At 69.1% G+C, this 21,480-nt stretch carries 21 protein-coding genes; 7 read left to right on the top strand and 14 right to left on the bottom strand.

Annotation, left to right across the window (positions count from 1 at the left end; genetic code table 11):
• Positions 1 to 180 precede the first annotated feature (180 nt).
• The 5 genes from galU to AC1U7O_RS11115 all read left to right on the top strand — a co-directional run bounded on the left by galU (position 181) and on the right by AC1U7O_RS11115 (position 6,635).
• Complete coding sequence (galU, locus tag AC1U7O_RS11135) at positions 181 to 1,077, top strand: UTP--glucose-1-phosphate uridylyltransferase GalU (protein WP_479894850.1); 897 nt, start codon at positions 181 to 183, stop codon at positions 1,075 to 1,077.
• 89 nt (positions 1,078 to 1,166) lie between these two features.
• Positions 1,167 to 3,668, top strand: a complete 2,502-nt coding sequence (gene lon, locus AC1U7O_RS11130; protein ID WP_479894849.1) for an endopeptidase La — start codon at positions 1,167 to 1,169, stop codon at positions 3,666 to 3,668.
• A 1-nt stretch (position 3,669) separates the two neighbouring features.
• Complete coding sequence (gene thiL, locus AC1U7O_RS11125; RefSeq protein WP_479894848.1) at positions 3,670 to 4,704, top strand: thiamine-phosphate kinase; 1,035 nt, start codon at positions 3,670 to 3,672, stop codon at positions 4,702 to 4,704.
• On the top strand, positions 4,701 to 5,186 hold the full coding sequence (locus AC1U7O_RS11120) for a DUF2062 domain-containing protein (protein WP_479894847.1): 486 nt from the start codon (positions 4,701 to 4,703) through the stop codon (positions 5,184 to 5,186). The genes thiL and AC1U7O_RS11120 overlap by 4 nt, the downstream gene beginning before the upstream one ends.
• A 30-nt stretch (positions 5,187 to 5,216) precedes the next feature.
• Positions 5,217 to 6,635: an HD domain-containing protein gene (locus AC1U7O_RS11115; protein ID WP_479894846.1), complete on the top strand. Its 1,419-nt coding sequence runs from the start codon at positions 5,217 to 5,219 to the stop codon at positions 6,633 to 6,635.
• 28 nt (positions 6,636 to 6,663) lie between these two features.
• Here AC1U7O_RS11115 and AC1U7O_RS11110 read toward each other — a convergent pair whose 3' ends face one another.
• The 10 genes from AC1U7O_RS11110 to thiS form a co-directional block, all read right to left on the bottom strand.
• A complete protein-coding gene (locus AC1U7O_RS11110) occupies positions 6,664 to 7,230 on the bottom strand; it encodes a Slp family lipoprotein (RefSeq protein WP_479894845.1) in 567 nt (188 codons plus the stop codon).
• Entirely contained in the window at positions 7,227 to 8,189 is a 963-nt protein-coding gene (locus AC1U7O_RS11105; protein ID WP_479894844.1) for a M23 family metallopeptidase, read from the bottom strand. The genes AC1U7O_RS11110 and AC1U7O_RS11105 overlap by 4 nt, the downstream gene beginning before the upstream one ends.
• Positions 8,186 to 9,562 (bottom strand): Pup--protein ligase, encoded by a 1,377-nt coding sequence (gene pafA / locus AC1U7O_RS11100; RefSeq protein ID WP_479894843.1) that lies wholly within the window; start codon positions 9,560 to 9,562, stop codon positions 8,186 to 8,188. The genes AC1U7O_RS11105 and pafA overlap by 4 nt, the downstream gene beginning before the upstream one ends.
• A 76-nt stretch (positions 9,563 to 9,638) precedes the next feature.
• Positions 9,639 to 10,322 carry a proteasome subunit alpha gene (prcA, locus tag AC1U7O_RS11095; protein ID WP_479894842.1) on the bottom strand — a complete coding sequence of 228 codons (684 nt, stop codon included), beginning with the start codon at positions 10,320 to 10,322 and terminating at the stop codon, positions 9,639 to 9,641.
• Between the two features lie 2 nt (positions 10,323 to 10,324).
• Complete coding sequence (gene prcB / locus AC1U7O_RS11090) at positions 10,325 to 11,137, bottom strand: proteasome subunit beta (protein ID WP_479894841.1); 813 nt, start codon at positions 11,135 to 11,137, stop codon at positions 10,325 to 10,327.
• Between the two features lie 91 nt (positions 11,138 to 11,228).
• Positions 11,229 to 12,701, bottom strand: coding sequence for a depupylase/deamidase Dop (gene dop / locus AC1U7O_RS11085; RefSeq protein ID WP_479894840.1), 1,473 nt, complete (start codon positions 12,699 to 12,701; stop codon positions 11,229 to 11,231).
• 29 nt (positions 12,702 to 12,730) lie between these two features.
• Positions 12,731 to 14,404 carry a proteasome ATPase gene (gene arc, locus AC1U7O_RS11080; protein WP_479894839.1) on the bottom strand — a complete coding sequence of 558 codons (1,674 nt, stop codon included), beginning with the start codon at positions 14,402 to 14,404 and terminating at the stop codon, positions 12,731 to 12,733.
• A 205-nt stretch (positions 14,405 to 14,609) separates the two neighbouring features.
• Positions 14,610 to 15,236, bottom strand: coding sequence for a thiamine phosphate synthase (thiE, locus tag AC1U7O_RS11075; RefSeq protein WP_479894838.1), 627 nt, complete (start codon positions 15,234 to 15,236; stop codon positions 14,610 to 14,612).
• A 103-nt stretch (positions 15,237 to 15,339) separates the two neighbouring features.
• Entirely contained in the window at positions 15,340 to 16,116 is a 777-nt protein-coding gene (locus tag AC1U7O_RS11070; protein WP_479894837.1) for a thiazole synthase, read from the bottom strand.
• The gene (thiS, locus tag AC1U7O_RS11065) at positions 16,113 to 16,298 is read right to left on the bottom strand and encodes a sulfur carrier protein ThiS (protein WP_479894836.1); all 186 of its coding nucleotides are present in this window, start codon (positions 16,296 to 16,298) and stop codon (positions 16,113 to 16,115) included. Before thiS ends, AC1U7O_RS11070 begins: the two co-directional genes overlap by 4 nt.
• A 197-nt stretch (positions 16,299 to 16,495) precedes the next feature.
• Here thiS and AC1U7O_RS11060 point away from each other — a divergent pair, with 197 nt between their 5' ends.
• Entirely contained in the window at positions 16,496 to 16,966 is a 471-nt protein-coding gene (locus AC1U7O_RS11060) for a helix-hairpin-helix domain-containing protein (RefSeq protein ID WP_479894835.1), read from the top strand.
• A 71-nt stretch (positions 16,967 to 17,037) separates the two neighbouring features.
• Positions 17,038 to 17,286, top strand: coding sequence for an Lrp/AsnC family transcriptional regulator (locus AC1U7O_RS11055; protein WP_479894834.1), 249 nt, complete (start codon positions 17,038 to 17,040; stop codon positions 17,284 to 17,286).
• A 43-nt stretch (positions 17,287 to 17,329) separates the two neighbouring features.
• On the opposite strand, the gene AC1U7O_RS11050 is transcribed toward AC1U7O_RS11055, so the two are convergent.
• The 4 genes from AC1U7O_RS11050 to ftsE are packed head-to-tail and all read right to left on the bottom strand — an operon-like array spanning position 17,330 to position 21,479.
• Complete coding sequence (locus tag AC1U7O_RS11050; protein WP_479894833.1) at positions 17,330 to 18,649, bottom strand: S41 family peptidase; 1,320 nt, start codon at positions 18,647 to 18,649, stop codon at positions 17,330 to 17,332.
• 51 nt (positions 18,650 to 18,700) lie between these two features.
• Entirely contained in the window at positions 18,701 to 19,918 is a 1,218-nt protein-coding gene (locus tag AC1U7O_RS11045) for a murein hydrolase activator EnvC family protein (RefSeq protein ID WP_479894832.1), read from the bottom strand.
• Positions 19,915 to 20,814 (bottom strand): cell division protein FtsX, encoded by a 900-nt coding sequence (locus tag AC1U7O_RS11040; RefSeq protein WP_479894831.1) that lies wholly within the window; start codon positions 20,812 to 20,814, stop codon positions 19,915 to 19,917. The genes AC1U7O_RS11045 and AC1U7O_RS11040 overlap by 4 nt, the downstream gene beginning before the upstream one ends.
• Positions 20,811 to 21,479 (bottom strand): cell division ATP-binding protein FtsE, encoded by a 669-nt coding sequence (ftsE, locus tag AC1U7O_RS11035; RefSeq protein ID WP_479894830.1) that lies wholly within the window; start codon positions 21,477 to 21,479, stop codon positions 20,811 to 20,813. The genes AC1U7O_RS11040 and ftsE overlap by 4 nt, the downstream gene beginning before the upstream one ends.
• Between the last annotated feature and the right edge of the window lies 1 nt (position 21,480).

Here is a 21,480-nt window from a genome sequence, read left to right as displayed (position 1 = left end):
CGGCGCATCGTCCGTGCGCGGAGGGAGGTGCCGTCAAAGCGTTTGAAAAATCTGACGGATTATAGGGGGACACCCGCGCGATGTAAAGAGAAATTCTCCGCGCCGGGACGGTCCGCGCGGGAGCAGACGCGGGCCGCGTCGCCTTGACTTTCCCAAGACCCATCTCATAGTATCCCGTGCATGTCCCGTCCGGCGATTCGTACCGCCATCATCCCCGCCGCAGGGCTCGGCACCAGGTTCCTCCCCGCCACCAAGGCCTCTCCCAAGGAAATGCTCCCCTTGGTGGACAAACCGCTGATCCAGTACGCGGTCGAGGAGGCCGTCGCCTCGGGCATCCGGAACATCATCGTGATCACCGGCCGCGGCAAGCGCGCGATCGAGGACCACTTCGACCGTTCCCTGGAGCTGGAGGAAAACCTCAAGGGCAACGGGAAGAGTCAGATGCTCAGGGACATCCGCCGCATCTCGGACCTGGCGAACTTCTGCTACGTCCGGCAGGCGGAGGCGCGGGGACTGGGCCACGCCGTGCTCTGCGCCCGGCACCTGATCGGGAACGAGCCGTTCGCCGTCATCCTCGGCGACGAAGTGATCGACGCGCGGGTGCCCGCCCTGGCGCAGCTCATGCGGGTCTTCGAGGCGGACACCGGCGCCGTGCTCGGCATCAAGCAGGTGCCGACCACCCAGGTGCACCAGTACGGGATCATCGCGCCGCGCAAGGTCGGCGAGGGGCTGTACCGCGTCCTCGACATGGTCGAGAAGCCCTCGCCGGAGCGGGCGCCCTCGCGGCTGGCCGTGATCGGCCGCTACGTCCTGTCGCCGACAATCTTTCCGATCCTGGAGCGCACATCGCCGGGCAAGAACGGGGAGATCCAGTTGACGGACGCGCTGCGACGCCTGGCCCGGGAGGCGCCGGTGTTCGCGCAGGTCGTCAGCGGCGAACGCCACGATGCGGGCGACAAGCTCGGGTTTTTGAAGGCCACCGTGGCGTTCGCGCTCAAGAACCCGACCCTCGGTCGGCCGTTCTCCCGATATCTCCGGGAGGTGGTCGGGGGCGCTCGGAGCGCGCCGCTCGGCTGAGGGTCGGGCCACCGCCGCCGCCCGGCCCCTCCCGCGCCACCGCCGCCGCCCGGTCCACCAACATCGTCCGAGACACCGTCAGGAGCATCATGTCGGCAGAGCACAACGAACGAGACCCCCAGCCGGTCGAGATTCCGGACCAGCTCCCCCTGCTCCCCGTGCGGGACATCGTGGTCTTTCCGTATATGGTCCTGCCGCTCTTCGTGGGCCGGGAAATGTCCATCAAGGCCATCGAGGCGGCCTTGGCGGGCAACCGGATGATCTTCCTGGCCACGCAGAAGGCCTTGGACGTCGAGAATCCCACCCCCGACGACATCCACCGGGTGGGCACGATCGGGATCATCATGCGCATGCTCAAGCTGCCGGACGAGCGCATCAAGATCCTGGTCCAGGGCGTGGCGAAGGGCCGCATCCTCGAGTACATCCAGCAGGAGCCCTACTACTCCGTCCGCCTGGCCAAGATCGACGAGCCGAAGGCGCCGGCGGTGTCGCTCGAGGGCGAGGCCGTGATGCGCACGGTCAAGGAGCAACTCGAGCGCGTGATCGGCCTCGGCAAGGTGCTGATGCCGGACGTCATGGTCGTGATCGAGAACCTGGAGGACCCCGGCCGGCTCGCGGACATGGTCGTCTCCAACCTGGGCCTCAAGGTGGAGGTCGCCCAGGAAGTGCTCCAGGTCGAGGATCCGATCGCCCGCCTCAAGCGGGTGGGCGAGATCCTCGCCAAGGAGATCGACGTCCTCTCGATGCAGCAGAAGATCCAGGCCCAGGCCAAGGGCGAGATGGACAAGACCCAGCGGGAGTACTTTCTCCGCGAGCAGCTCAAGGCCATCCAGAAGGAGCTGGGGGAGCTGGACGAGCGCGCCGAGGAGGTCGCCGAGTTCCGCAAGCGCATCAAGGACGCGAAGATGCCGGAGAAGGTCCTCAAGGAGTGCGAGAAGCAGCTCAAGCGGCTGGAGAAGATGCACCCCGACACGGCCGAATCGGCCACGGTCCGGACCTACCTCGAATGGATGGTGGAGCTGCCCTGGAACAAGCGCTCCAAGGACAACCTCGACATCAAGGCGGCAGCCAAGGTCCTGAACGAGGACCACTACGACCTGGAGAAGGTCAAGGAGCGCATCCTCGAGTATCTCGCGGTCCGCAAGCTCAAGGACAAGATGAAGGGCCCGATCCTCTGCTTCGTCGGCCCGCCCGGGGTCGGCAAGACCTCGCTGGGCAAGTCCATCGCGCGGGCGCTCGGGCGGGAGTTCGTCCGCATCAGCCTCGGCGGCGTGCGCGACGAGGCGGAGATCCGCGGGCACCGCCGGACCTACGTGGGGGCGCTGCCCGGCCGCATCATCCAGGGCATCAAGCAGGCCGGCACGGCCAACCCCGTCTTCATGATGGACGAGGTGGACAAGATCGGCATGGACTTCCGCGGGGACCCCGCGGCGGCGCTCCTGGAGGTCCTCGACCCGGAGCAGAACCACGCCTTCAGCGACCACTACCTCGGCGTCCCCTTCGACCTGTCCGAAGTCATGTTCATCACGACCGCGAACCTGATGGACCCCATCCCCTCCCCCCTCCGGGACCGGATGGAGGTCATCGAGATCCCCGGGTACACCGAGGAGGAAAAGCTCGGCATCGCCCAGCGCTACCTCATCCCCCGCCAGCTCAAGGAGCACGGGATCTCGGACCAGCACATCCGCATCCCGGAGGCCTCGCTCCGGCAGGTCATCACGCACTACACGCGCGAGGCGGGCGTCCGGAACCTGGAGCGCGAGATCGCGAACATGATGCGGAAGGTGGCCAAGAAGGTCGCGGAGGGCAAGGCGGCCCGGCACACGGTCACGCCCGGCAGGCTCCACCGCTACCTCGGCGTCCCGAAGTTCCTGCCGGAGGCCGAGCAGCAGAAGGACGAGGTCGGCGTGGCCACGGGCCTCGCCTGGACCGAGACGGGCGGCGACGTGCTCTACATCGAGGCGACCGCGATGAAGGGCAAGGGCCACCTGACCCTCACCGGCCACCTGGGCGACGTCATGAAGGAGTCCGCCCAGGCCGCGCTCAGCTACGTCCGGGCCCGCGCCCGGCACCTGGGGATCGACCCGGAGGTCTTCGCGAAGACGGACATCCACGTCCACGTGCCGGCCGGGGCCATCCCGAAGGACGGCCCCTCGGCCGGCATCACGATGGCCACGGCGCTCGCCTCCATCCTCTCGAACCGCCCCGTCCGGCGGGACGTCGCCATGACGGGAGAGGTGACGCTGCGGGGACGGGTGCTGCAGATCGGCGGGCTCAAGGAGAAGATCCTCGCCGCCAAGCGGGCCAAGCTCTCGACCGTGATCCTGCCCGCCCGGAACGAGAAGGACCTGGAAGAGATCCCCAAGCACCTCCTCCGGGGCCTCCGCTTCGTGTTCGCGGAGACGATGGACGAGGTCATCCGCACCAGCCTGCGGCCGAAGGGCGCGGCCGACGCCACGCCCCGGCCCGCGCGCGTCCCCTCGCCGCGCCGCCTCAAGGCCGGCCGTGCGGAAAGGCGCAAGCCCCTCCCCCGCGCCCGTCCGCTCCAGCCGAGCGTGTCGGTCGCGCCCGACCGATCCCGCGCACGCTGACATGCCCCCCCGAGGCCGGCGCGAACCCGCCCTCCGCGAATTCCGCCTCATCCGGGACCTGGCGCGCCGGTTCGGCCGGGTCGGCCCCGCCGTCCGGCGCGGCATCGGCGACGATGCGGCGGTGGTGCGGCCGGAGGCAGGCCGCGACCTGGTGATGACGACCGACCTGTTGGTCGAGGGCGTGCACTTCGACCCCGCGACGGCTTCCTGGGAGGACATCGGCTACAAGGCCGCCGCCGCCAACCTGAGCGACATCGCCGCGATGGGCGGCCTCCCCCGCTATGCGCTCGCCGCCCTGGCCCTGCCCCGCGGACGCCGCGCCGAGGAGGTCCGGCGGCTCTACCGGGGGATGATGGCCGCCTGCCGGCCCCACGGAGTCGAACTGATCGGGGGCGACACGTCGGCCTCGCCGCACGACCTGTTCCTGAGCCTCACCGTGACCGGGGTCGTGGAACGGGGCCGAGCCCTGACCAGGGAGGGGGCGCGCGTCGGAGACCTGATCTGCGTCACCGGCACCCTGGGCGACGCCCGCGCCGGCTTGGCGCTGCTCGGCGAGGCGCGGGCCGGTGGACGCTCGTCCCTGCCGGCGCGCCACCGGCGGTTCCTCATCGCCCGGCACCTCCGGCCGACGCCGCGCCTCCGCGAGGGACGGCTCCTGGCGCGGCACCGTCTTGCGACGGCGGCCATCGACCTCTCCGACGGCCTCTCCGGCGACCTGGCCCATGTCTGTACCGCCAGCGGCGTCGGGGCCCTGATCGAGGCCGAGGCCCTGCCCCTGTCCGCCGCCGCCAGGGCCTACGCCGAGACCTCCCGGACCGCCCCCCCCGACCTGGCCCTGGCCGGTGGGGAGGACTACGAGCTGCTCTTCACCGTCCCCCCCGACCGGCTGGCGACGCTCGCGCGGCTGGCGCACCGGGAGGGCCGACGGTGCGCGGTCGTCGGGACGATCCGTCCACGCGCCGAAGGGCTGCGCGTACGCCTGGCCGGCGGCGCGGTCCGGCGGCTGGTTCCGACGAGCTACGAACACTTCCGATGAGCCCGCTCGCGAGCCTCCGCCGGCGCTTCCATCGGGTTCTGCACCTGGACGAGCCGCCGCGCCGCACGGCGGTCGCCTTCGCCCTCGGCACGTTCATCGCCTTCTGCCCCCTCTATCCCCACACGGCGCTGGTGCTGCTCTGCGCCTGGGCCTTCCGCCTCAACGTCGTGGCGCTCATGGCCGGGGCGCTGATCAACAACCCCTGGACGCTGCTCCCGATCCTCGGCGCCACGCTCTGGACCGGGATGCGGCTGGTCGGGGCGCCCGGCACGGCGGCCCTCGCCTGGGACGGCGGCTCGCTCGGCTCGCTGTACGCGGCCGTCGCCCCCTACGCGGTGCCCTTCGTCGTCGGAGGCCTCGCGCTCGGCCTCGCCGGGGCGGGGCTGGCCTACCCCGCGGCCTATTACGTCATCGTCCGCCAGCGCGGGCGGCGGGACCGGGACCGCGGCCCCGGCGCCGGTTGCGGGCCCGGCGCGCCCTGAGCTAAGATGCGCCATCCTCGAGGACCCGCCATGGACACCGCCGCGGCGCCGGGAGCCCCCTACGACGGCTCGGCCCTGATCGCCGACCCGATCCACGAATACATCTCCTTCACCGTCCCCTACGCGACGCCCGACCCGTCGGAACGCACGGAGAAGGACCTGATCGATTCCCCCTGGGTCCAGCGGCTCCGCTACATCTACCAGCTCCAGAGCGCCCGCTGGGTGTACCCTTCCGCGGAGCACAGCCGGTTCCAGCATTCCCTCGGCGTGATGCACGTGGCGGGCCGCTTCGCCCGGCACCTCTATCCCTTCCTGAAGCGGGTCGCGCCGGAGGTGCCGTCGGCCCACTACATCGAAGAGCTCCTCCGGGTCACCGCGCTGATCCACGACATCGGCCACGGCCCGTTCTGCCACTTCTTCGACGACAACTTCCTGAACGCCTTCGGCCTGACCCACGAGCGGCTCGGGCAGGTCATCATCCGCGAGCACCTGGCGCCCCTGATCCGGCGCATCCGGCGGAGCCCCTCCGGCCCCTTCGCGCGGGGCGAGGAGCTGGACCCCGACCAGATCGCCCACCTGATCCTCAAGGACAAGGGCAAGGACAACTCGCGGATGCCGCGCTGGTTGCACGCGATCCAGCCGGTCATCTCCGGCGGCTACACGGCGGACAACCTCGACTACGTCCTCCGCGACGCCTACATGTGCGGGGTGGCCGTGGGCCCCGTGGACCTCACCCGCCTCATCCACTACAGCCTCATCACCCCGCAGGGCTTCACGATCCACAAGACGGGCCTGCCCGCGCTCCAGATGTTCCTCACGACCCGGATGTACCTCTACTCGAACGTCTACTACCACCGGACGACGAGGGCCATCGACATCCACCTGCGCGAAATCTTCGGGGACACGATGCGCTGCCTGTTCCCCTACGACCCGCGGAAGAAGATGGACCGCTACCTGGGCTTGACCGACTGGTCGCTGCTGGAGGAGGTGCGGGGCTGGACGAAGGCGAGGCAGGCCGCTCGCCGCCGGCTGGGCGGCGAGTGGGCGCGCATCCTGGGACGGGACGTCAAGTGGAAGATGGCCTACAGCACCGTCTTGAAGGAGAAGGGGCAGGCGCGGGGCATGGACTTCCCCAGCCGCGAGGCGTTCGAGCGCCAGATCCGCAAGGAGCTGCCGGCCCGTCTGCAGGCCCTGCCCTTCAGCGTGGACATGGCGCCCCTGGACCCTCGGCCGGACCCGAAGGACACCCGCGGCACACCCCTGCTGGTCTACGACCCCGGGACGAGGCGGGTCTCGACCGAGCCGCTGGAGGAGTTCCTGGACCTCCTGCCGACGCGGCTGGTCCAGTTCCGCCTCTACGCCCTCCACCACCGGGCCGACTCCGAGCTGTCCCGCGCCGCCGCGACGGTGCTGAGCACGGCGTCGGCCAGCAGCCGCACCAACCTCTGATCGGCGGAGCGGAACGCGGGAGGCCGGGTCAATTCTCCCTGGTGGCGGGCGGGCGCTCCAGAAGATAGTGCGCGTCCATCGTCTGCTCCCAGATGCTCTCCTCGCTGTCGCCGCCCCAGCCGCGCAGGAAGAGGGCGTGGAGGACCGGCTCGCGCCCGGAGGCGGGCGAGCCCGCGGGCGCCGCCGCCACGCGGCCGACGACGGTCACCTGGGCCCAGTTCCGGTACGTCTTCGGGAGATTCTTCGAGGGCACGGCCACCCAGTAGTAGCCCGCCTCGGAGGGGATCTGCGCGATGGGCAGGTGCGGCTCGTAGTCCTCGTCCAACGGCCGGTTCTTCATGTGTAGCCAGACCTGCGCCCCCGCCTCCCGATGCTCCACCACGACGCCGCCGAGCAGCACGACCTTGCCGCGGTAGGCCTCCGGCCGACTCGCCAGGACCGTCAGGGTGACCCCCGGCTCCGCCTGCTTGAGGTACTTGGCGGGAATCGTCTGGCCGCAGCCCGCCGCCAGGGCGGCGGCGATCAGGGTGAGGACGACGCGGCCCCGGCCGAGCCGTGCGCAAGCGGAACCGAGGGGCCCGGCGCCGCTGCTCATGGCCGGCCGGCCGCCTCCTCGGCGAAGGACAGCGTCAGCAGGGCATAGGGGTCCACGCGGGCGCCGTTCAACCGGACCGCCCAGTGGAGGTGGGGACCCGACACCCGCCCGGAGGCCCCGACGCGGCCGATGACCTGACCCCGCTTGACCTCCTCGCCGTCCCGCACCGTAATCTCCGACAGGTGGAAGTACATCGAATAGAGGCCGAGCCCGTGGTCGAGATAGATCCCCTTCCCGGAGAAGAAGTGATCGACCGTCAGGCGGACGATCCCGTCGTTGGTCGCGACGACCTCGGTGCCGGGCGGCGCCGAGATATCCTCGCCGTTGTGGGGGTTGCGCGGCCGGCCGTTGATGATCCGCGCCTGTCCGAAGGAGCCCGCGATCGGGCCGTGCACCGGCTCGACGAAATCGCCGGCCCAGAGCCGCTCGCGGGTCACGTGGTCCAGCACCGACCGCACCTGTTGCTGCTCGGCCTTGACGCGGACGAGGCTCCGCTCGTCCAAATCCACCTTGTCCTTGGGCAAGGTCAGCCGCTGGACCGGGTAGGAGTGCTTGATGACGAGGACGTTGTAGCTCAACCGCTTCGTCCGGCCGGCCGACTTCACCCGCACGGCCAGCTCGTGCGTGCCGGGGGCGTCCTGCAGGTCGATCCCCAGGAGCCCGACGTAGCGCCCCCCCGATGAGGCCTGCGCGGGGAAGAAGGGGATCGTCCGACCCAGGAACCGGCCCTCAACCTCGATCGGATCGTCGGCCGACGGCTCCCCCTCGACGGGAAGCCGAACGACGATGACCTGCCCCTGTTTCCCGCTGAACTGCCCGTCGGTGCCGCGCAGGTCGCGCGGGGCGCCGGGGAACGGCTCGACGGGGAACACGCTGGTCACCAGCACGACGGCCATGATCGTCAGGCGATCCCGCCGACGGCCGCGCTCCGCCGTCGTCTGCCCGCCCCCGCCCATCATCGGTAGAACCGCAGCCCCGCCACCTGGGACACCAGCTCGTCCACCCGCCGGTTGACCGCGCTGAAGGGATCCATGCAGAGGATCGTCTCCTCCCAGTAGCCGTTGAGCTTCAGGTAGGTCCAGTCCACGGTGTAGGACCGATTCTTGGCCCGCGCGAAGCGGATGAAATCCCCCCGCACCTTGGCCCGCGTCGTCTGCGGCGGGACGGACATGGCCCGCTGCACCGCCTCCTCGTCCACGATCCGCTCGGTCAGGCCCCTGGCCTCCAGAAGATAGTAGAGCCCCCTGGTACGCTTGACGTCGTGGTACTGGAGGTCCATGAGCAGGATGCGGGGGTCGTCCATGCCGCAGCCCTTCTTGTCCATGTACCGGTCCAGGAGCCTCTTCTTGCTCACCCAATCGATCTCGCGGGAGAGCTGCATGGGGTCGTCCTCGAGTCGGTCGAGCACGTCGGCCCACTTCGCGAGGACGTCCTCCATCACCGCGTCGCGCGGCTGGGCGCTCAGGTACTCCCCGGCCCGGTCGAGATAGACCCGCTGGATCTCGATCCCGCTCAGTTGGCGGCCGTCGTCCAGCTTGACCTTCTTCTTCAGCGTCGGATCGCGGGAGATCTCGCGGATGGCCTTGACCGGGTCCTCCAGCTCCATTCCGCTGACGGTGAAGCCGTCCTCGATCATCGAGAGCACGAGCGCGGCGACACCCACCTTCAGATAGGTCGCGTACTCGGACATGTTGGAGTCGCCGACGATGATGTGCAAGCGACGGTACTTCTCGGCGTCCGCGTGGGGCTCGTCCCGCGTGTTGATGATGCTGCGGGAGGAGGTCGTCGAGGAGGAGGTCTTCTCGTGGATGTGCTGGGCGCGCTGGGAGATGAAGTACTGCGGCTTGCCGGACACCTTGATGACCTTGCCGGCGCCCGCGTAGATCTGCCTCGTCACGAAGAAGGGGATGAGCTGCTCCGTCACCTTCCAAAAATCCACGTCCCGGCGCATCAGGAAATTCTCGTGGCAGCCGTAGGTGTTGCCCAGCGAATCGGTGTTGTTCTTGAAGATGTAGATCTCGCCCGACAGGCCTTCCTCGCGGAGCCGCTCCTCGGCGGCCGGCAGGCAGGCCTCGAGGAGCCGCTCGCCGGCCTTGTCGTGCACGACGAGGTCGAGGATGTTGTCGCACTCGGGAGTGGAGTACTCGGGGTGGCAGCCGGTGTCCTGGTAGAAGCGCGCGCCGTTGACGAGGAAGGCGTTGGAAGGCCAACTGTTCGGGATGAGCCCCTCGAAGATATACCCGAGGACCTTCTCCATGGGCAGGTAGATGCGCCCGTTGGGGGAGAAGATCAGGCCGTACTCGTTCTCGAGCCCGAAGATGCGTTGTCTCATGGACGCGCCGCGTGCGGTCAGGTCATGGGCCAAGCATACACGCGGAGCCCGCCGACTTCAAGAACGGGAAGGACGGTCAGGCGAGGATCTGGCGCACCTCGGCGGGCGGGAGACGGCGGAAGCGGCGGCCGGTCCGGTGGCGGTCCAGTACGGCGATCTCCAACCCCTCGAGGGGGAGCTTCTGGTTGGTCACGCTCTCCAGCGCCTCCGTGCAGAGGGTGAGCGCGACCTTGAGCGACGGCGCCTCGCTCTTGTAGCGCTCCTTCAGGAAGACCTGGAGCGCCTCCGCCCGCCCGCCGATCGCGGTGAAGCCCCGCTCGTCGAAGATGCTGCCGTCGAACGAGATGCGGTACATCTCGTTGGGGCGCCCCGGCTCGCCCACCTGCGCGACGAGGATCTCGACCTCCAGCGGCTTGATCTCCTGGCTGAAGATCGTCCCCAGGCTCTGCGAGTAGGCGTTCGCGAGCGAGCGCGCGGTCACGTCCTCCCGGCTGTACATGAAGCCCTTGAGGTCCGCGTGGCGGATGCCGGCCTTGCGCAGGTTCTCGAACTCGCTGTACTTCCCCGCGCCCGAAAAGGCGATGCTGTCGTAGAGCTCGGAGATCTTGTAGAGGGAGGCGCTCGGGTTGTCGGCGACCAGCAGAACTCCGTCCGCATACTCCATGGCGATGATGGACCGCCCCTTGGCGATGCCCTTCTTGGCGTACTCCGCCTTGTCCTGCATCATCTGCTCGGGCGAGACGTAGTAGGGCAGCGCCATCCTCAGACCTCCTTCTTCCTTCCCTCGATCAGCTCCGCGTAGACGCCGGCGATGCGCCGCTCGTCCACGTCCGCGATGCCGCCGGCGCCGACGAGCTTGGCCGTCGGGTAGATGCCGCGGATCAGGTCGGGACCGCCCGTGCCGACGTCCTCCTCGGCGGCGTTGTACAGCGCGAGCAGGGCGACCTTGAGCGCCTCGGGCTCCGCCAGGTCCCTGCGGTAATGCTCCTTGATGGTGTTGCGCGCATCCTTGCCGCCCGAGCCGATGGCGTGGTACTCGGACTCCTCGTACCGGCCGCCCGTGACGTCGTACTTGAAGATCCGCCCCTCGTTCCGCCGGTGGTCGAAGCCGGCGTAGATCGGGATCACGATCAGCCCCTGGAAGACGAGGGGCAGGTTGGCCTTGACCATCTGCCCGAGCTTGTTCGCCTTGCCCTCGCAGGAGAGCTGGACGCCCTCCAGCTTCTCGTAGTGCTCCAACTCCGTGCGGAACAGCCGGGCCAGCTCGATGCACGGCCCCGCGGCCCCGGCGATGGCCATGGCCGAGTGCTCGTCCACCTTGAAGACTTTCTCCATCCGCCGGCCGGCGATCTGGAAGCCCTCGGTGGCCCGCCGGTCGCCGGCGATGAGGACGCCGTCCCGGTACTTGATCGCGAGCACGGTCGTGCCGTGGGGCGAGTCCGGCAGGGGCCCGCCCCGCCCCTCGACGGCCGCGGGCCCGGGCCAGCCGCGCGCCGCCGGTATCAGGTCGGGTCGCTGGTGGAGGAGATAGTCGAAGAAGCTGGAGCCCCAGTCGTCGGACGGCGGGAACGCCACGGTCTGCCCTCTCCTTCTGTCGGAACCGATCCCGGCGAATGTCCGGGTCGAGCGGCGCGGCGCGTGGGGCGGGCGCCGCAGGCGGGCACGGTCACGAGGTCAATTTGGCGAGCAACGACGCCGCCGAATCGGACCCTTCCAGCAACTCGCGCGTCAACGACTCGCTCCCGCGCAACGGCTCCATCAACGGGATTTTCTTGATCGCGGTGTTCCCGACGTCCAGGAGCACCGAGGTCCAGCTGGCCGCGTACACCTCCCGGGGGAACTTGGCGAGGCACCCCCCGCGGAAATAGGCCCGCGTCCCGGTCGGAGCGTGCCGGACCGCCCGCTCAATCTCGCCGTCCTGGAGCAAGCGCTCGATCATATTGCTACGCTCCAGCGTGTAGTACAGCCCCTTCTCCGGCCGGACGTCGTGGTACTGCAGGTCCAGGAGCAGGACGCGGGGATCGCTCCAGCCGCAGCCCCGACGGTCCATGTAGGAGCGCATCAGCTCCCGCTTGGCGACCCAATCCAGCTCCCGGGCCAGGAGCAGGGGATCGCGCTCCAGCTTGTCCAGCACCTCTTCCCACCGGACCAGGACGTCCTTGGTCACCTGCGAAATCTCGTGGCAGGCGTAGAAGTCGTACGCGGCCTTGAGGTAGCCGCGCTGGACCGCCACGGCGGAGGTGACGCGGCCGTCGGCCAGCTTGAGCACGCCCCTGAGGTCCAGGTCACGCGAGACCTCCTTGATCGCGCGCACCGGGTCCTCCAGCTCGAGTTCCGGCAGCGGCCATCCGGCCTCGATCATGTCCAGGACGATCATCGTCGTCCCGACCTTCAGATAGGTGGACAGCTCGGCCATGTTGGCGTCGCCCACGATGACGTGCAGGCGGCGGTACTTGGCCGGGTCGGCGTGCGGCTCGTCGCGCGTGTTGATGATGGGCCGTTTGACCATGGTGTTCAGGTCCACCAGGCACTCGAAGAAATCGGCCCGCTGGGAGATCTGGTACTCGGTCGGCCCGGTCTGATTCTCGGCGCCGACCTTGCCGGCGCCCGCGTAGATCTGGCGGGTCACCAGGAACGGGAGCAGGCCCCGCACGATCCGGTCGAAGGGCACGGCGCGGGGCACCAGGTAGTTCTCGTGGTAGCCGTAGCTGTTCCCCTTGCCGTCCGTGTTGTTCTTGTACAGGACGAACTTCTCGCCGCGGGCGTTCGCCATGGCCCGCAGGCAGTCGGCGAGCACCAGCTCGCCCGCGCGCTCGAAGGCGACCAACTCGCGGGCGTTCGTGCATTCGGGGGTCGAATACTCGGGGTGCGCGCCGTCCACGTAGAGGCGGCCGCCGTTGGCCAGCAGCTTGTTCAGGAGGCGGTTGTAGTCCGGCCCCGGACGCTCGCGCTCGCCCTCCACCTCGAAGCCCCGGGCGTCCAGCAGGGGATTCTCGTTCTCGTAGTCCCAGATGGCCTGGGGCGCGGGCAGGGCCGGATAGTGGCCGATCAACTGGAGCGAGTTGGACACCGGGTCGAGCGCCTCGGGGTCGCGGGCGGCGATGCCGAACTCCGTTTCTGTTCCCAGAACTCGCGGCACGGGTGTCTTCCCTGGTCGGTGCGGTCCGGTCAGAAGTAGTGACCGGTGCTGATGGTCTCGATCCGCCGGGACTCCGTCGAGCCCGCGGTGATGGTCCGGACGTGGATGATCTTCTCGCCCTTCTTGCCGGCGATCTTGGCCCAGTCGTCCGGGTTGGTCGTGTTGGGCAGATCCTCGTGCTCCTTGAACTCCTCGCGGATCGCCCGCTGCAGGTCCTCCAGCTTCAACCCCTTGCCCTGACCGGCGATCGCCCGCTTGATGGCGTGCTTCTTCGCGCGGGACACCACGCCTTCGATCAGCGCGCCGCTGGCGAAATCCTTGAAGTAGAGCAGCTCCTTCTCGCCGTTCGCGTAAGTCACCTCGAGGAATTTGTTCTCCTCGGAGGTCGCGTACATCCCCTCGACGGTCCGGGAGACGAAGGCCTCCACGAGCGCGCGCCGGTCGCCGCCGTAGCGCGCCACCTCCTCCTCGGCGAAGGGCAGCTCCGTCGTGAGGTACTTGGAGAAAATGTCGCGCGCGGCCGACTGGTCCGGACGCGAGATCTTGATCTTGACGTCGAGCCGGCCGGCCCGCAGCACGGCGGGGTCGATGAGGTCCTGCCGGTTGCTCGCGCCGATCACGATCACGTTGCGGAGCCGCTCCACGCCGTCGATCTCCGAGAGGAACTGGGGCACGATCGTGGACTCGATGTCGGAGGAGATCCCGCTGCCGCGGGTCCGGAAGAGCGCGTCCATCTCGTCGAAGAACACGATGACGGGGTTCCCCTCCGCCGCGCGCTCCTTGGCCTTCTTGAACACCTCCCGGACCTGCCGCTCGGACTCGCCGACGTACTTGTTCAGCAGCTCCGGCCCCTTGACGTGGAGGAAAAAGCTCCGCAGGGCCTTGCCCGTCAGGTGCCCCAGCTTCTTGGCAATGGAGTTGGCGACGGCCTTCGCGATCAGGGTCTTCCCGCAGCCGGGAGGCCCGTAGAGCAGCACGCCCTTGGGCGGGTTGAGCTTGTGCTCGGCGAAGAGGTCCGGGTACAGGAATGGCAGCTCGACGGCGTCGCGGACCTGCTCGATCTCCTTCTCCAGCCCGCCGATGTGCTCGTAGCTGACGTCGGGCACCTCTTCGAGGACCAGCTCCTCCGCCTCCGACTTCGGCAGCTTCTCGATCACGTAGCCGGAGCGCGGGTCGTAGAGCAGGGTGTCGCCTACGCTCAGGCGCTCGCCCTTGAGGCGATCTCCCAGCTCGGCGACCTTCTCCTCGTCCATGTGGAGGGTCACGAGTGCGCGGTGGTCCTCCAGCAGGTCCTTGAGCCGGACCACCTCCCCCATCCCGCCGTACTCGCGGACCTCGATCACGTTGAAGGCCTCGTTGAGGATCACCTCCTGGCCCTTGCGCAGCTCCTTGGCCTTGATCGCGGGATGGAGGTTGACCTTCATCTTGCGGCCGGACACGTAGACGTTCGCCGTGTGATCGCCGTTGAGGCTGGAGAAGATCGCGTAGGTGGAGGGCGGGGCGGTCAGCTTGTCCACCTCGACCCGCAGGGCCTCGATCTGCGCCTTGGCCTCCTGCAGGGCGGCGGACAGGCGCTCGTTCTGGCGGGACGCCTGCTCCAGTTGATGGCGGGAATGGTGGAGCTGCCGCAGCTCCTCCTCCATGGACTGGAGCTGGACGCGGAGCTTCTCGACCTCGCGGGCCTGTTCCTCCGACCTTCTCATCGGGTCTGCCTCTCCGTCCGACAACCGTTCGGTCAGTTTCTTCACCGAATCCCGAAGGGAACTGAGCCGACTCGAGCCGCGCTTGGACTCGGCCATGGGCCCCCTCTCCCGCCGTCTGCCGTCATTCACGGAGCGCAAACATGGGCGGATTCTATCATCGCCCCCCCGAGCGGTCAACAGCGGCGGCGGGCCGCGGGCGCGCGCCTCACCGCGCGAGCGCCGCCAGCAACGCGCGCGTCGCCGCCTCGACGTCGGAGGCGGAAAGGATCGCCGAGACGACGGCGACGCCGGCCGCGCCGGCCGCGCGCACCTCGCGGACGCGCGCCGCCGTGATGCCGCCGATCGCGAGCACGGGCATCCGACAGCGGCGGCACGCCTCCTCGACCGGCGAGAGGCCGATCGGCGCGCCGTACCCCCGCTTGGAGGGCGTGTCGTAGACGGGGCCCAGCACGGCGAAATCCGCCCCTTCCTCCGCGGCGCGCACGGCCTCGTCCGCCGAATGCGCAGAAACCCCGATCACTCGGCCGGAACCGACCAGGCGCCGCGCCACGTGGACGGGCAGGCCGTCGGACCGAAGATGGACGCCGTCGGCCTCGAGCGCCAGGGCGAGGTCCGCTCGGTCGTTGACGAGGAGACGGCAGCCCGCCTCGCGGAGGCAGGGCAGCGCCTCGCCGGCCAGGGCCAGCAGCTCCCGGTCGGCCAGGTCCCGCTCGCGGAGCTGGATCGCCCGGAGGCCCGCCCGCGCGGCCTGGCCCAGCAGCGGCACCAGCGGACGGCCGGCGGTCTGACGACGGTCGGTGATCAGATAGAGGGAGAAATCGATGGGAGGCATCGAGGCGTCACGGGTGGGAGGCTAGACGTGAACCGTCACCGCGTCCATCGGCCGGCAACCTTTTCCTTTACGGTTCGCGCCTCGCCGTTCACGCCTCACGCGGTCAGAGCATGCCCTCGATGGGGCTGCTGGCCGTCGCGTAGAGTTTGCGGGGGATGCGGCCGGCCCGGTAGGCCAGCCTCCCGGCCTCGACCGCGCGCTTCATCGCCTCGGCCATCATGACGGGATCCTTGGCCCCGGCGATCGCCGTGTTCATCAGCACCGCGTCGCAGCCGTACTCCATGGCGAGGGCGGCATCGGAGGCGGTCCCCACGCCGGCGTCCACGACGACGGGCACCTTGAGGGTCTCGAGGATGATCCTGAGGTTGTAGGGATTCCGGATGCCGAGGCCGGAGCCGATCGGGGCCGCCAGGGGCATGACGGCGGGACAGCCCACGTCCACCAGCTTCTGCGCCGTGATCGGGTCGTCGTTCGTGTAGGGCAGGACGAAGAACCCCTCCTTCACGAGGATCTTCGCCGCCTCGATCAGCCCCACGACGTCGGGGAACAGGGTGCGCTCGTCGCCGAGCACCTCGAGCTTCACCATGTCCGACACCCCGGCCGCCCGCGCCAGCCTCGCGTACCGGAGCGCGTCCTCCACCGTGTAGCAGCCGGCCGTGTTGGGCAGGATGGTGTAGCGCGCGGGGTCGAGATAGTCGAGCAGGTTTTCCTTGCCGCGGTCGGTGATGTTCACGCGGCGCACGGCGACGGTGACCACGTCGGCCCCCGCCGCGTCGATGGCCCGCTTGGTCTCGGCGAAGTCCTTGTACTTGCCCGTGCCCACCCACAGGCGGGACTTGAACTCGCGGCCCCCGATGATCAGGCGATCGTCGTCCTTCATCCGCCCCCCCGGTGCCGCGGTCGGCGGCCAGGGTCTCCACCGCCGATGAAGCTCAGAATCTCCACCCGGTCCCCGTCCCGCAATCGCCGCCGCTCGAAGTCGCCGCGGTCCAGGATCTCCAGGTTCACCTCGACCGCGACGCGGTCCGGTCGGACGTCCAGCTCGCGGAGGAGGTCCGCCACCGTCACATCCTCACCGGCGCGCCGAGGCTCGCCGTTGACGCGAATCTGCAGGGTCCGCCCCCCGGTGCCCACCCCTCTTCCCCCGGTCGACCCGCCCATCCTAGGGGAGGGTCCGACGGGTTGTCAACCGCCCCGGGCGCGCCCAAATGCGGTATCATGGAGGCATTCCGACGCGACCACGGCCCGACACGCAGCCGATGACCGACACCAACCGCGCGCTCGCGGCCCTCTTTCAAGCCATGGCCGCCGAGCTGGCCGCGCAGCAGGCCAACCCCCATCGGATTCGCGCCTACCGGCGCGCGGCCGCCGCCATCGCCGACCTGTCGGAGGATGTGCGGGCGGTGGCGGATCGAGGCGCGCTGCGCACGATTCCGGGGATCGGCAAGGACCTCGCGGCGAAGATCGCGGAGTTCCTCGGCACCGGCACGATCCGGGCCTACGAGGACCTCCGCCGGCCGCTTCCGCCCGAGGTCGCGGCCTGGAGCACGCTGCCCGGCCTGTCGGAGGGGATCGTGCAGTACCTCTACGGCCGGCTCGGCATCCGGACGCTCGCCGACCTGGAGGCGCTGACCCGGTCCCATCTGCTGCGGACGCTGCCGGGCGTCACGGCGACGGAAGAGGAGCTGTTGGCGGCCATCAGGCTGAGGATCGACGGCGGATCGCCTTGACTTGCCCCGATCCCTCTGCTACGGTGCGCCGTCCAGGTAGAAACCCCGAATGAAGAGGAACGGGACCGACGATGAGCGTGTCAGCCTTCGTGTTGATCGACGTGACCGGAGACCACACCAGGAGCGTCTTCAAGACGCTGAGCCGGATCGAGGGCGTGAAGGCGGTCTATAACGTGTCGGGGCCCCACGACCTGATCGCGCAGGTGGAAGGCGAGAGCTTCGACACCCTGTACGAACACACGATCGCCCCCATCCGCGCGGTGGACGGGGTGACCAAGACCCTCACGTGTTTCGTGCTTAAGCCCGAGAAACCGCGCTAGGCCGGGCGGGGGCGGCGGCCGGCGCTCCTCCGCCGCGCGCCGCTCAGAGCGGTCTCAGCTCCTTGAAGATCTTCCAGGTCTTCAGCAGCTCGACCGCCTTCTGGAGCTGCACGTCCTCCTCGGCGGCGGGCTCGGCCCCCGGCTCGCCGGCCGCCGGGGTCTTCGCGGCGCCCTCATCGCCCGGCTTGGCGCCGGCGGGCACCGTGCCCTCCTTGGGCTTCGCTCCCTTGGCCTCCGCCTCGCCCGCCTTGGCGACGACGGGCTGCGGCGGCTTGACCACGATGTCGGGCGTGATGCCGGTGGACTGGATGCTCCGCCCCTTCGGCGTGTAGTACTTGGCCGTCGTCAGCCGGAGGCCGGAGCCGTCGGCGAGCGGCAGGATCGTCTGGACGGACCCCTTGCCGAATGTGGTGTTCCCCACCACGACCGCGCGGCCCCAGTCCTGCAGGGCGCCCGCGACGATCTCCGACGCGCTGGCCGACCCCTCGTTGACCAGCACGATCATCGGATGGTCCTCGGGCTGCTCCTTCAAACGGGACACGTACTCGTCCTTCCGTCCGTCACGCCCCTTGATGTAGACGATCAGCTTGCCCGGCCCGATGAACTGCTCCGACACCTCCACCGCCGAGGTGAGCAGCCCGCCCGGGTTGTTGCGCAGGTCCAGGATCGTGGACTGCACCTTCTGCTCGCGGAACTGCTTGAGCACGCGGCTCAAGTCCTTGCCCGTGGACTCCTGGAACTGGCTGAGCCGCACGTAGCCGATGTTGTTCTCTAGCACCTTCGACTTCACGCTCTCGATCTTGATGACGTCGCGCACGAGCGTGAAGGAGAGCGGCTCGGCTGCGCCGTCCCGCTGGACCGTCAGGCTGACCTTGGTCCCCTTGGGTCCGCGCATCCGCTGCACGGCGTCCATCAGGGTCATGTCCTTGGTGGACTCGTCGTTGACCTTGATGATGAAGTCCCCCGCCTTGATCCCCGCCCGCTGCGCCGGCGTCCCCTCGATGGGCGCGATCACGGTCAAGCGATTCTCCTTGATCCCGATCTGGATGCCGACGCCGCCGAACTCGCCCTTGGTCTCGACCTGGATCTCCTTGTACATCTCGGGAGTCATGTAGGCCGAGTGCGGGTCCAGCGTGGCGAGCATCCCGCGGATCGCCCCCTGGACGAGGTCCTTGGTCTTGGCCTCCTCGACGTAATGCTTCTGGATCTGCGTCAGCACTTCCGAGAAGGTCTTCAGCTCCTCGTAGGTCTCCGTCGCGTGGCCGGTCCGCTCCCATCCCTTACCGATGAGGATGCCGAAGACCAGGACCACCATGACGAGGGGGCCCCAGTACCATGAACGCCGCTGGCCGTCGTGTGCCATAGCCTCTCGTATCCTTTCCTGAGATGAGGATGCGCCGGAATCGGTCGTATCTTACCGCCGTTTGGACAGCCATGCCAAGGGATCGACGGGGTCGGCCCCCTGGCGCAGCTCGAAGTACAGCGTGCTGTCGCCCGTCATGCCCGTGTCCCCGGTCTCGCCGATCACCTGACCGGCCTGGACCGGGTCCCCCACCTTGGCGAGCAGGCGGGACGCATGGGCGTAGAGGGAGAAGAACCCGTTGCCGTGGTCGAGGATGAGCACCAGCCCGTACCCCTTGAGCCAGTCCGCGAAGGCCACCTGGCCGGACATGACGGCCTTGATGTCGCTGCCCTCCACGGTGCGGATCTCGATGCCCTTGCGCTCGACGTAGGTGTTGAACTGCGGGTGCTTCTGCCGCCCGAAGTAGGACACGACCTCGCCGTCCGCCGGCCACAGGAGCGCGCCGCGGGGGGGCAGTGCGCCCTTGGGGCCAGTCGGCGGCCGGAGCGCGGCGGCCCGGCGGCGCTCCTCCATCTCCTTGAGAAGCTTTTGCACCAACTGGTCCACCCGGGCGGCCGACTTTTCGAGCTCCTCCACCGCCCGGTCGTAGGCGGCCTTCTCGCGGTTGACCTTCGCGAGGACGGCGTGCTTCTGCCGCTTCGTGTCCTGAATCTCCGCCAACGACTGGTCCACCCGTTGCTTGAACGTGAGCATGTCCGCGCGGGCCCGGACCCGCTGCTGCTCCGCCTCCTCGATCTCCATCAGGTCGATCCGGTAGTCGGTCATCATCTCGAACTCGAGCTTGGAGACGGCCGACAGGTACTGGAACCGCCGCTGGAGGTCGGCCGGGCTCCCCGCCGAGAGCAAGGCCTTGAGGCGGCCCAGCCGGCCCTCCATGTACTGCACCCGAAGACGGGCCAGGATCGAGCCCCGCCGCTCCTCGATGCCCGCGCGCTTGGCGGCGATCTGTCCGTTGAGCGCCTCGATCTCCTGATCCTTCTTCTTGAGCTGCTGGTCGATCTCCCGCCGCTCCTGCCGGCTGCGGACCAGCCGCTCGTCCAGGTCCTGGACCGATTGCAGGATCGACTCGCGCTTCCTCTCCGCCTCCTCGGCCTGCCGTTTCTTCTCCTCGATCTCCCGGTTGAGCTTTTCGAGCTGCTTCCGCTCGCGCTCGATCTTCTGGGCGATGGGGTCGTCCTTCTCCTTGGCCGCCCCGGCCTCGTGGACCGTCCACGGCGCAAGCAGGGCCGCGACGAGGGCGACGCTCCGGACGACGGTTCCGGCCCTCACGTCCGCGCCCTCCCGAACCGGAGCAGCGACACATAGCTCCCGGCGAAGCCGACCACCACCCCCGCCGACAGGAGCACCGCCGACAACTCGACGGGGAAAAAGCCCAGGTCCGGCGTCACGCCGAGGACGCGCCCGGATTCACCGAGCCGGCGCGTGACGTACTCGAACCCGCCCCGCAGCAGCAGGAGGGACAACGCCCCGCCGGCAGCCCCGAGCAAGGCGCCCTCCAGCAGATAGGGCACCCGGATGAAGGCCCTCGTCGCCCCGATCAGGCTCAGGATCTCGATCTCGTCGCGCCGCGCGTAGAGGGTCAGCCGGATCATGCTCGCGATGATCGTCACCGAGGCGGCCGCCAGCAGGCCGCCCACCCCCACAGCCGCGAGCTCCAGATAGCCGACCAGGCTGGCCAGGTTCTCGATCCATTCGTGGCTGTACTGCACCTGCGCCACCTCCGGCAGGGCCTGAATGCGCGCGGCCCACCGCCTGACCGCGTCCGCCGAGCGGAGCGGGGGCGCGAGCGTCACCTCGAGCGAGGCGGGTAGCGGGTTCCTGCCCAGGGTGGGAAGGAGGCTCGCCTCCGCGGGGAACTGCCGGGTGAACTCGGCCAGCGCCTGTTCCTTGGAAATGAACGCGAGCGCCACGACCTCCGGCTCCGCCTTGAGCCGCCGCTGCAGATCGGCCGCGGCGTGGGGCGCGGCGTCGTCCTTGAGATAGACGATGACCTTGATATCGTCCTGCAGGGAGCCGACGAGCCCGCGGAGGTTGAGGTAGAGGAGCAGGAAAACCCCGAAACAGGCCAGGGTGAAGGCGGTCGTCGCGACGGCGATGAGCGTCGTGGTCCGGTTCAGGCGGACGTTCGCGAGCGCTTCGCGCACCAGGTATCCGAGCCGCCTCACGCCCCCGCCCCCACGTCGGACTGGACGCGGCCCCGGTGCAGCACGATCACCCGACGGCCGACCTGCTCCGCCACCTGCTGGTTGTGCGTGGCGATCAGGACGGTCGTCCCGCGGGCGTTGATCGTCTTGAACAGCTCCACGATCTCCCGGGTCAGGTCGGCGTCCAGGTTGCCCGTCGGCTCGTCGGCGAGCAGGATGATCGGCCCCGTCACGATCGCCCGCGCGATGCACACCCGCTGCTGCTCGCCCGCCGACAGCGCGAGCGGCTTGGCATCGCTCTTCTGCTCGACCCCCACGCCCTTGAGGGCCTCCATGACCCGGCGCCTGGTCTCGAACGCCGCCACCCCCTGCACCACCAGAGGGAGGGCGACGTTCTCGAAGACCGTTTTCTTGGGCAGGAGCCGGAAGTCCTGGAAGACGAAACCCATCGTGCGCCGGAGATACGGGATGTCGGACCCGCGGAGCCTGGCCACGTTGCGGCCCTGGACCAGGATCTGCCCCTCGTCCGGCTGCTCCGCGCAGAAGAGGAGCTTCAGCAGCGTCGTCTTGCCCGCCCCGCTCGGCCCCATGAGCAGAACGAACTCCCCCTTGCCGATATGAAGATTGATGTCCTGGAGCGCCGGCTTCCGGTCATAGGACTTCGAGACGTGGAAGAGCTGGATCATT

The sequence above is a fragment of the Candidatus Nitrospira neuquenensis genome (genome assembly GCF_979578155.1).
The sequence above is the reverse complement of the archived record's forward strand: the minus strand, read 5'-3'. Positions and strand labels throughout refer to the sequence as shown.